General features: G+C 65.3%; 6 protein-coding genes and 7 pseudogenes. 5 read left to right on the top strand and 8 right to left on the bottom strand.

Going from position 1 to position 8,636, the window contains the following annotated elements; translation table 11 throughout:
* Positions 1 to 200: 200 nt before the first annotated feature.
* The gene (locus L2A60_RS19235) at positions 201 to 686 is read right to left on the bottom strand and encodes a hypothetical protein (RefSeq protein WP_235706081.1); all 486 of its coding nucleotides are present in this window, start codon (positions 684 to 686) and stop codon (positions 201 to 203) included.
* Here L2A60_RS19235 and L2A60_RS19230 point away from each other — a divergent pair.
* The 3 genes and pseudogenes from L2A60_RS19230 to L2A60_RS21050 all read left to right on the top strand — a co-directional run.
* A complete protein-coding gene (locus L2A60_RS19230; protein ID WP_235706080.1) occupies positions 685 to 954 on the top strand; it encodes a hypothetical protein in 270 nt (89 codons plus the stop codon). The genes L2A60_RS19235 and L2A60_RS19230 overlap by 2 nt on opposite strands.
* The gene (locus tag L2A60_RS19225) at positions 951 to 3,077 is read left to right on the top strand and encodes an AAA family ATPase (protein WP_235706079.1); all 2,127 of its coding nucleotides are present in this window, start codon (positions 951 to 953) and stop codon (positions 3,075 to 3,077) included. The genes L2A60_RS19230 and L2A60_RS19225 overlap by 4 nt, the downstream gene beginning before the upstream one ends.
* A pseudogene (locus L2A60_RS21050) lies at positions 2,992 to 3,675 on the top strand (hypothetical protein); the annotation flags it as partial. The gene L2A60_RS19225 and the pseudogene L2A60_RS21050, both read left to right, overlap by 86 nt.
* A 59-nt stretch (positions 3,676 to 3,734) precedes the next feature.
* Here the strand turns inward: L2A60_RS21050 and L2A60_RS19220 are convergent.
* From L2A60_RS19220 to L2A60_RS19205, 4 genes and pseudogenes are all read right to left on the bottom strand, one after another.
* A pseudogene (locus tag L2A60_RS19220) lies at positions 3,735 to 4,049 on the bottom strand (zinc-binding dehydrogenase); the annotation flags it as partial.
* 55 nt (positions 4,050 to 4,104) lie between these two features.
* A pseudogene (locus L2A60_RS19215) lies at positions 4,105 to 4,452 on the bottom strand (nitrilase-related carbon-nitrogen hydrolase); the annotation flags it as partial.
* Between the two features lie 34 nt (positions 4,453 to 4,486).
* Positions 4,487 to 6,127 (bottom strand): amidohydrolase, encoded by a 1,641-nt coding sequence (locus L2A60_RS19210; protein WP_235706078.1) that lies wholly within the window; start codon positions 6,125 to 6,127, stop codon positions 4,487 to 4,489.
* A gap of 36 nt (positions 6,128 to 6,163) precedes the next feature.
* On the bottom strand, positions 6,164 to 6,337 hold the full coding sequence (locus tag L2A60_RS19205) for a hypothetical protein (protein WP_235706077.1): 174 nt from the start codon (positions 6,335 to 6,337) through the stop codon (positions 6,164 to 6,166).
* Between the two features lie 197 nt (positions 6,338 to 6,534).
* Between L2A60_RS19205 and L2A60_RS19200 the strand changes: the two genes are divergently transcribed.
* Positions 6,535 to 6,690, top strand: coding sequence for a hypothetical protein (locus L2A60_RS19200; RefSeq protein ID WP_235706076.1), 156 nt, complete (start codon positions 6,535 to 6,537; stop codon positions 6,688 to 6,690).
* 60 nt (positions 6,691 to 6,750) lie between these two features.
* On the opposite strand, the pseudogene L2A60_RS19195 reads toward L2A60_RS19200, so the two are convergent.
* Positions 6,751 to 6,921, bottom strand: a pseudogene (locus L2A60_RS19195) (IS5/IS1182 family transposase); the annotation flags it as partial.
* On the opposite strand from L2A60_RS19195, the pseudogene L2A60_RS21045 reads away from it, so the two are divergent.
* Positions 6,911 to 7,733 (top strand): annotated as a pseudogene (locus L2A60_RS21045) (IS5/IS1182 family transposase); the annotation flags it as partial. The pseudogenes L2A60_RS19195 and L2A60_RS21045 sit on opposite strands and share 11 nt — an antisense overlap.
* Here the strand turns inward: L2A60_RS21045 and L2A60_RS19185 are convergent.
* Positions 7,730 to 8,227: pseudogene (locus L2A60_RS19185) on the bottom strand (integrase core domain-containing protein); the annotation flags it as partial. The pseudogenes L2A60_RS21045 and L2A60_RS19185 overlap by 4 nt on opposite strands.
* Before the next feature lie 10 nt (positions 8,228 to 8,237).
* A pseudogene (locus tag L2A60_RS19180) lies at positions 8,238 to 8,636 on the bottom strand (IS4 family transposase); the annotation flags it as partial.

Raw genomic sequence — 8,636 nt, 5'->3', positions numbered from 1 at the left:
GGCGGCGCGCAACAATCGGAATCGGAACCGGGCCGCCAGGATTCCTTCCGGAATGCCGACAGGCCTCAATCGATTCTTCGGCTAAATGGCGCCTGCGGCCTCAAAATGAGGGGAGACATGAGGCTGGGCGCCTGCCTGAACTGATGCATGATGCAGCTTGATCCATAGCCGTTCTCCATTCTTATTTTTACCCAGCCGATTTATAATGCAGGCCAGATTTTAGCACGGTCACCGCTGCCATCATTTGCCGCCGGGCGTGGGTGTAGGACATGGGCATGGGCATGGGCATGGGCATGGGCATGGGCAACGATTACCTCGGCCAGCGTCTCCGCTCCCAGAGCCGCCAGAGCTTCAAGCGTTATCGACTTGCCGCATGCCATCGAGGGCAATCGCATGAAGATGTCCTGCATCTGTTGGCTGACTGGCGAGAAGATCACTCCACTCGTCGATCGAGCGGCACTGCGAGGCAATGCCCAATCTCGGCTTATTACGACCACTTCTGACGTAGCCGTGTGATTTATAGTCCTCATGACGTAGTCCTTCGAGATCGCCGTTTCCTTGTCGCAAACCTGGCGGATCGCCGGGGCAGAATTGCTCTGCCCGCCGCCCGGGTCTGCGATGGAGATCGCGATGTTCAAATCCCATGCCGCTTTTCTCATTCGTTTTTCGCAGGAGGCGACGACCATGCTCGACTGCTCCCGCCACGATGCCGCGCAGGCGGCGTTCCGTGCCGTCGTGCGCGCCGGCGCCGCATCCAGCCTCGATTTCGCACATGTGCCGGTTACCATCGCCGGCGGCAACTATGCCGCCTCGGCACGTGTGATGCCCTCCGGGACGCTCATGATCGAGCTCGACGCCGTGCCGCCCTGCCTGACGCCCCGCGTCATCACCGGTGACGCCTGGCGCGCCGGGTTGCTTCAGGCACGCGCGCATGGCGGGAAGGCCGTGCGATGAGCCCGGCCAAAAATCCGTTGCCGTCGTGGTTGCTGGAAGAGATGGACGATTTCGACGGCGAACCCGAGGTGGAGGGGGCCAACGCGGCGTTGCTGCTCGCCTACGCGCATAACGTGATCCGCGCTGTCGAACCCGCCTCGGACGAAGCCGAGGTGCTGGTCGGCTGGCTGGCGCGCAACCACACGCGGCTGAAGCTGGACAGTCGATTGTTCACGCCCGGCGATGCCGACCGCAGCGAGCGTCGCAAGCGCGGCCGGCCGATCGGCGCTGCCCGCTGGCAGAATCTGGCGGCGGCATTGGCGGCGCGAACCAAAGGCGCATCCGGCGCCCTGCCGCCGGTCGCGCTGGAACGCGGCTTTGCCCGGGTGACGCAGACGCTCGGTCTCGAAGGGCTGGACGAGGCGCTGTTCTGGCTGGTCTACTGCTACCGGCTCGACAACCGGTTCGAGCGCCTGTTCGACGGGCTGGCCAACGCGCAGGGACGGCCCGGCGTGCTGCGGCGCTATCCGGATCTGTTCGCGTTGCTGACCGGCAGCAGTGCCGGCGAGATCGACGCGAGGTTCCGCGCCGAGGCGCCATTGCTCGCCTCCGGCTCGGTGCGGCTCGACGAGGACGGCGACATTCAACTGCCGTCCCGGCTGATATCCCTCATTCACGGCTGCACCCATGGCGATGCCGACGTGCGCGCCGAATTGCTCGGACCGCCCCGGCAGGCCAGCCTCGACTGGCCGGCCTTCCGTCATCTCGGCGCGCCGATCGAGATCGCGCTTCGGGTGATCGGTGCTGCGGCGGCGCGCGGCGAATCGGGCGTGCATGTGCTGCTCTACGGCCCGCCCGGTACCGGCAAGACCGAATGCGCGGCCAGCATCGCCGCCGCATTGGGGCTGAAGCTGTATGTCATCGGCGAGCGCAGCCCGTCGGGCCGCGAGCCGTCGCGCGGCGACCGGCTTTCCGACCTGCTGCTCGCGCAGCGCCTGGCCGGCCGCACCGGCGACACGCTCTATCTGTTCGACGAGGCGGAGGATCTGTTCCGCCCCCGCGCCTTCGACCGTGAGCCCGACCCCAAAATTTTCGTCCACCGCCTGCTGGAGACCGCGAAAGTGCCGACGATCTGGGCGGCGAACGAGATCGAGGCGTTTTCGCCCGCCATTCTGCGCCGGATGACCCAATGCATCGAAATCCGCCTGCCGCCGCAATCGCGCCGGGCCGATCTGTGGCGGGAACTGGCTGCGGACGAGACGGTCGAACTCGACGACGCGACGGCACGGCTTCTGGCGCGGTTGATTCCGGTCGCCCCTTCCGTGGTACGCACGGCGTTGAAGGCAACGCGCCTCGCCGGGGGCGGCGGCGCGACGGCGGAACTCGTGGCGACCGATCTCGCCCGGGCGATGGCGCACGGGCGGGCGGTCATGCCCGAACCGGCGACCGAAGCGTTCTACGAGCCTGCGCTCAGCCATGCCGATACCGATCTCGCCGGGCTGGCCATGAAATTGTCCCGGGCAGGCGCTCCGCGCAACGTCTCGCTGCTGCTGTCCGGGCCGCCCGGCACCGGCAAAACCGCCTTCGCCCGGCACCTCGCGGCGCAGATGGGGCTCGATGTGCTGCAAAAGCGCGGCTCGGACCTGTTCGGCCCTTACGTTGGAGAGACCGAGGCACGGATCGCGTCTGCCTTCGCCGAGGCGCGAACCACCGGCGCGTTCCTGATTTTCGACGAGGCGGACAGCCTGCTCGGGGAGCGCGCCGGTGCCGCACGCAACTGGGAGGTGAGCCAGGTTAACGAGATGCTGACCTGGATGGAGGAGCATCCCCTGCCCTTCGCCTGCACCACCAACCTGCCGGAACGGCTGGACCGGGCGAGCCTACGGCGGTTCCTGATCCGCGTCGGCTTCCGGCCGCTTCGGATGGAGCAGGCGGCTGAGCTGTTTCGGCGGCATTTCGGGCTGGAACCGCCGGCAGGGCTGGGGCGGTACGACCGCTTGACGCCGGCGGATTTCAGCCGGATCGCGCGACGGCGGGCGGTGCTTGGGACCGAGGACAATGCCGAAGCGCTGCTCACCGCCCTCGAAGCCGAAGCGGCGGAACGGGACGGAGCGCCCAGGCCGATCGGGTTCGGACGTGGGTGACGGCGCCGTGAGGGGCGCGGCGGATCGGGGCCAGGGCCTTGCACAACCCCGGATTCCGGGCCAGTCTTTCGCCGTGCGTTATGAACCGGCGACACGATTGTTCCAGCTCGCGATGCGCCTCGCTGGTGCCCGTGCCGGGCTATCGCTCGACGAGATGGCGGAGGCGCTCTCCATCGGCCGGCGCACCGCCGAGCGGTTGCGCGACCGGCTGGCCGAGATATTCCCGCAGCTCGAACACCTGGACGGCGACGATCACATCCGCCGCTGGCGCCTGCCGCGCACCGCGCTTCCGGCGGTGCCGGCGCGTCCCGGGGCGATTGCGACGCTGGAGACGCTGGCACGCGAACTCGACGCGAAAGGCGATGCGGCGCGTGCCGACGATCTGCGCGACGCCGCTGCCCTGATGCGCCTCGCCATGCCGGTAGCGGCTCTGCGCCGCGCCGAGCCGGACATCGAGGCGCTGATGCAGGCCGAAGGCAGCGCCGCCGCCCCCGGCCCGCGCCTCAAGCTAGATCGCGCGCTGCTTGGCGAACTGCGCCACGCGATTCTCGGCATGTATCGCATCCGGCTGAACTATCGCGCCGCCGAAGCCGAGCGGGCGAGCCCGCGCCGGCTCTGCCCCTATGCGATTCTCTATGGACGGCGGGCCTATCTGATCCGGGTCGAGATCTCCTGCCCCGCCCCCGCAACCCCGATGATCACCGACGTGCCCCAGCCCCGATGGCAGCATTCCAGCGCCTGGCGCATCACCTTCACATTGCCGATGCACTCGAAACTGTAATCCGCGCCGCCATCCGTCAGATTGACCAGGTGAGCAACCAAATCCTCGCCGGCTTCGGCGGGGTTCACAAAGTGCGTCATCCCGAACTTCTCGGCCATCGCCTTGCGCCCGTTGTTCAGATCGACGCCCACGATCATGTTCGCCCCGGCCAGCCGCGCCCCCTGGATCACGTTCAGCCCGATCCCGCCCAGCCGCGGTCAGCCAGACGCGAAAGCCGGTATCGCCGGGGCTGAAATAGAATTTCTCGGTATAGCCCGGCCCGTCAGGGATATGGGATTTGCGATAAAGCCCGACGATCTCGCCGTCGGCCTCGACGATCGCGACCGAATTGAAAAAACACTGGCCGGCACGCTCGAAAAACGAAACCGGGATGACGATCCCTCGAGCCTTGGTCAGCCGACGCAGCCGGGCGACCGCCGAATTCGCCTCGACCGCCGATGCAAGCTCGAAATGCGTGGCGATCTGATCCTGGCAGAAATAGCGCGTCTCGAACAATTCCGGCGGCAGGATCAGTCGCGCGCCGTTGTCGGCGACGCGCTCGATCAGCCCCTCGACGCGGTCGGGATTCGCCGTGCGGTCTACGCCGCATACCATCTGCACGGCGGCAACAATGATCTCGCGGGTCATCTCAGGCGCTTCGTTGAGCGGCATCATGGGTGATCCTGCCGTCCATCATGGTCAGGCGGATCGGAGCGGCGGCAAGTTCGTCGGTCGGTGCCGCGATGGGATCGACGGAGAATGCCGTGAAGTCGGCGCGCATGCCGGGGAGCAATGCCCCGGCGACCGCCTCCTCGCCGACCGCATAGGCGGCTTGGAGGGTAAGCCCGGCGAGTGACTGAAGCAGCGTGAGTGCCTGGCGCGGCTGCACCGCACTCGCTTCCTTCGCGCCGGCGAGTCTGCGGGTCCGTGCGCAGACGAGGATTTCGCGCGGATCGTAGGGGGCGATCGGCCAGTCTGAGCCGAGGACGAGCGGAGCGCCGGTCGCGGCGATGTCGGCACACCGCCACGCGCGATCAGCGCGGCATTGACCGAGCCTGATCGACCAATTGTCGGTCTGGTCGGCGCGGGTAAAGCGCACGGCGTGGGAAGGTTGCATCGAGGGAATGACAGCGGCGGCGGCGAAACGGCCAATATCCTCGTCGGGCAGCGTCTCGATATGCTCGATGCGGTGCCGCGCGGGCCCGCGAAGCGCCACCGGCACAGCGGCCAGCGTGTCGAGCACGCAGCGCACGGCGGCATCCCCGATCGCATGGGTTACCGTTTGAATCCCGCGCATGGCGAAGAACCGAACCGCGGCGGCGTAGGCGGCGACGTCCGGCCACAACGCGCCAGTTCCCTCGCCTTGGCTGTCAGGCTTGTGTAACCAGCCGGTTCCGCCGTCGATCGTGCCATCGATGAAGAATTTGGCACCCTGGATCCGCCAATGCCGCCCGGCCCGCATCTGCTGCGCCAGCACGGCATCAAGGTCCGCAGGCGTCGCGCCGGGATTGACCCAAGGATACACGTGGAGCCGAAGCGGCAGGCCTCCATCAGCTTCCAGTGCTTCGAGACAGGCCAGGCTATCGCCGTTGGCGTCCATTACATGCGCTCCGGTGAGGCCGGTCGCCGCCATGCGTGCGAGCAGTACCCGGAGCGAGGCGATGCGTTCGGCGAAGCTTCTCTGGGGCACCACCGCGCGGACCAGATCAATCGCCTCGGATTCCAGCAGCAGGCCGGTCGGTCGGCCGGAATCGTCGCAGACGATGCTCGCTGCTCCTTCAAAACGGCGCGGTCCAGTGATTCCGGCCAATGCAAGCGCCGCTTGGCTGACCACCGCCCCATGATAGTCGAAATTCATTATGAAGGTTGGCCGTCCGCCCGCCGCATCCTCGATCGCCACCGCGATATCCCTGGTGCCGGCGAAGGCGATCGGATCAAGCCCGTAGCCGCGAATCCATGCATCGGGCGCGAGTCGGGCAGCCTCGGCGATGAGGATGGCGCGCAATCCTGCGATGTCGCGTGCCGGCGAGAGATCAATTCCGATATGCCAATCATTGCCGGTGACCGGGTGTGCGTGCCCATCGACTAGGCCCGGCGCGAGGAACGATCCGCCGAGATCGATCACCTCGGTTCGATTGCCGCGGAGCCGAAAGATCGTGGCGTCGTCGCCGATCGCGGCAATCGTCCCGCCATTGATCGCAACCGCACCGATCCGGGCGTGCGTCCGATGCTTCGCGTCAACGAGGTGTGCGTTGTGGAGAATCAGATCGGGCGTTTCGTTTGCGATCAAGGCGGTTGTCTCCAATCGGTCTGATACAAAAAGGATTCAGGCTTGGCCTTCGCCTGGCACGGTGAAGCCAAGCTGGTCGACCGCGACGTGCTGCGTCGTCGCGATGATGATCGCGGCGAGCAGCGCACCATTCCGTGATGCGGCGCGCCCCATCACCGTGCTAGATCCAGCCTCGGCCAGTATTTCGGCTCCGCTTGTCCCCTCGTTCATTCCGGCCGGCCCCCTCGTCGTTCTCCCTTTCCCGCGACGATATCCTGATTAGGGTAAGGGCGAGAGAGCAACTGGTGCCAAAAACTTGACCGAATCCGCCAAAATCGCAGTTTGCCGTAGTCGGAGTAGGCGGTTTTGTTCTATAGGGATGAATTGGGGAAGCGCTGTCCGCCGCCAAATCGCCGGACGGGGGGTAGATGAAAGTGATCAAGGAAACGGCCCTGAAATCGCGTATCCGTGCGATTACCCCGCAACCGGTCGTCTGCAGCCCGTGGCTGACAATGACGATGGGCCGGTCCCTGCTCGACCGCTATGAAATCGGTCTCGAGGCTACTGAGTCGTCCGTGAATTAGGCGATCCGGCAGCGCCCGAGGCTCTGGCCTGGTGAGTAGCTTGCGGCATTGAGCCAAGTCGAAGAGGGCACAAAGAAGCCTGATCAGCCAGCGACGCAGGAGGCGGAGGTTGTGCCCGGCGCCGGCGAGGACGGCGTTGATGGCATCACCGTCGACGCCGAGCAGGAAGTTCCGCCCAAGGTGGCCATCGGTCTTCATGTGGCCGATCACGGGCTCGATGGCGGCGCGTCTGCATCATGGTGGCAAACGCCGGGAGGCCGAGGCACGCGTGCGCAAGCTGCGCATCTGGCTCGGTCGCCTCGCACGCGACATCCCCTCCGCTGCCATTCCACATGCTAACGCATGCGGAACCTTGAGCAGCTCCGCCCGCAAGATCGCAGGTGATGCCGAAAAGAAGGCCGCGTTCGACGAGACGCTGGGCCTGATCAATCGCCTGCTTCGCCAGAAGCGCTCTGACCGCGGTGCCGACAAGCTCTATTCCCTGCACGCGCCCGAGGTGGAGTGCATCGGCAAGGGGAAAGCCAGGACGCGCTTCGAGTTCGGCGTGAAGGTCTCCATCGCTACCACCAATGCGTAAGCACCCGGCGATCAGTTTGTCCTCGGCATGCAGAGCCGACCTGGCAATCCCTATGACGGCCATACGTTGTCCGATCAGATCGAACAGGTCGAGCGGATCACCGGCATCACCGTCGCCCGCGCCTATGTCGATCGCGGCTATCGCGGCCACGGGATCGAAGCCGAAGGCAGAAGGATCTTCATCTCCCGCCAGAAGCGCGGCATCACCCCCACAATCCGCCGCGAGCTGCGCCGACGCGCCGCCATCGAGCCCGTGATCGGCCACATGAAGACCGATGGCCACCTTGGGCGGAACTTCCTGCTCGGCGTCGACGGTGATGCCATCAACGCCGTCCTCGCCGGCGCCGGGCACAACCTCCGCCTCCTGCGTCGCTGGCTGATCAGGCTTCTTTGTGCCCTCTTCGACTTGGCTCAATGCCGCAAGCTACTCACCAGGCCAGAGCCTCGGGCGCTGCCGGATCGCCTAGGTGTTTAGTCCCGGCATTTCGTGGAGCGGATTTAGCTTGAATCTTTCTGGCTGATTTGTCCATGCTTTGCAGATGAATTCATATGGCGTGAGGCCTTTGAGCGTTTTGAGCCGCTTGGCGAAGTTGTAAGCCGCGACGAAGCTGGTGAGGTGTCTGTTTAGCTCGTCGTGGGTCTCATAGTGGAAGCGCTTCACGGTTGCTTCCTTGATGGTTCTGTTCATTCGCTCGACCTGGCCGTTGGTCCAGGGGTGTTTCACCTTGGTTTGGCGATGTTCGATGCCGTTCTCGTCACAGACACGGTCGAAGACGTGGGTGAAGGCATAGATGTCGCAGGTCCGGTTTGCGAATTGGATGCCGTTGTCGGTGAGAACCGTATGGATTGTGTAGGGCACCACGGCGATAAGGTTGCTGAGGAACTGGGCGGCGGCCATCTTGCCGGCTTTGGGGTGAAGCTCGGTGTAGGCGAACTTGGAAGTTCGATCGATGGCAACGAAGCTACGGGATTCACGCATTTGACTGAGCCGCGATGATGAATCCTGTGGCCATGGAGGCGAAGCGTGCCCATCCGGCGCGCATGGTTTTTGGTCCTGGCGGCTTGTAGTAGCAGTTCCAGCCACCGAGGCGTGCGATGATCCAGGCGAGCCAGGCGAGGGATCGCGATGGGTGGGGATTTTTCTGTCGTGGTGTCTTGCCTTCGAGTGTGGGGCCAATGGCATCCGCGGCCGGGAGTAATCCGGGGTCGATGACGTCGGTTGCCGGCCGGTCGCTGCCGTCGCGCGCATCGACGAGTTGAACGGTGCGGGTCGCCGCGGCAAGACCGATCAGGGCCAGCTTGAACAACCGTCCGGCATCTTGCATCTGGGTTTCTTCAAGCCTGAGGCCGTCGCTTTTCAAGGACCTGAA

The organism is Acidiphilium iwatense (assembly GCF_021556475.1).
GTDB classification, from domain to species: Bacteria; Pseudomonadota; Alphaproteobacteria; order Acetobacterales; family Acetobacteraceae; genus Acidiphilium; species Acidiphilium iwatense.
This window is presented reverse-complemented; position numbering and strand designations above follow the sequence as displayed.

What these genes read in the sequence shown, in the direction of transcription:
- L2A60_RS19205 (WP_235706077.1), bottom strand. Translation starts at nt 6,337, where the DNA reads ATGAACGAGGGGACAAGCGGAGCCGAAATACTGGCCGAGGCTGGATCT.
- L2A60_RS19225 (WP_235706079.1), top strand. Translation starts at nt 951, where the DNA reads ATGAGCCCGGCCAAAAATCCGTTGCCGTCGTGGTTGCTGGAAGAGATG.
- L2A60_RS19235 (WP_235706081.1), bottom strand. Translation starts at nt 686, where the DNA reads ATGGTCGTCGCCTCCTGCGAAAAACGAATGAGAAAAGCGGCATGGGAT.
- L2A60_RS19200 (WP_235706076.1), top strand. Translation starts at nt 6,535, where the DNA reads ATGAAAGTGATCAAGGAAACGGCCCTGAAATCGCGTATCCGTGCGATT.
- L2A60_RS19230 (WP_235706080.1), top strand. Translation starts at nt 685, where the DNA reads ATGCTCGACTGCTCCCGCCACGATGCCGCGCAGGCGGCGTTCCGTGCC.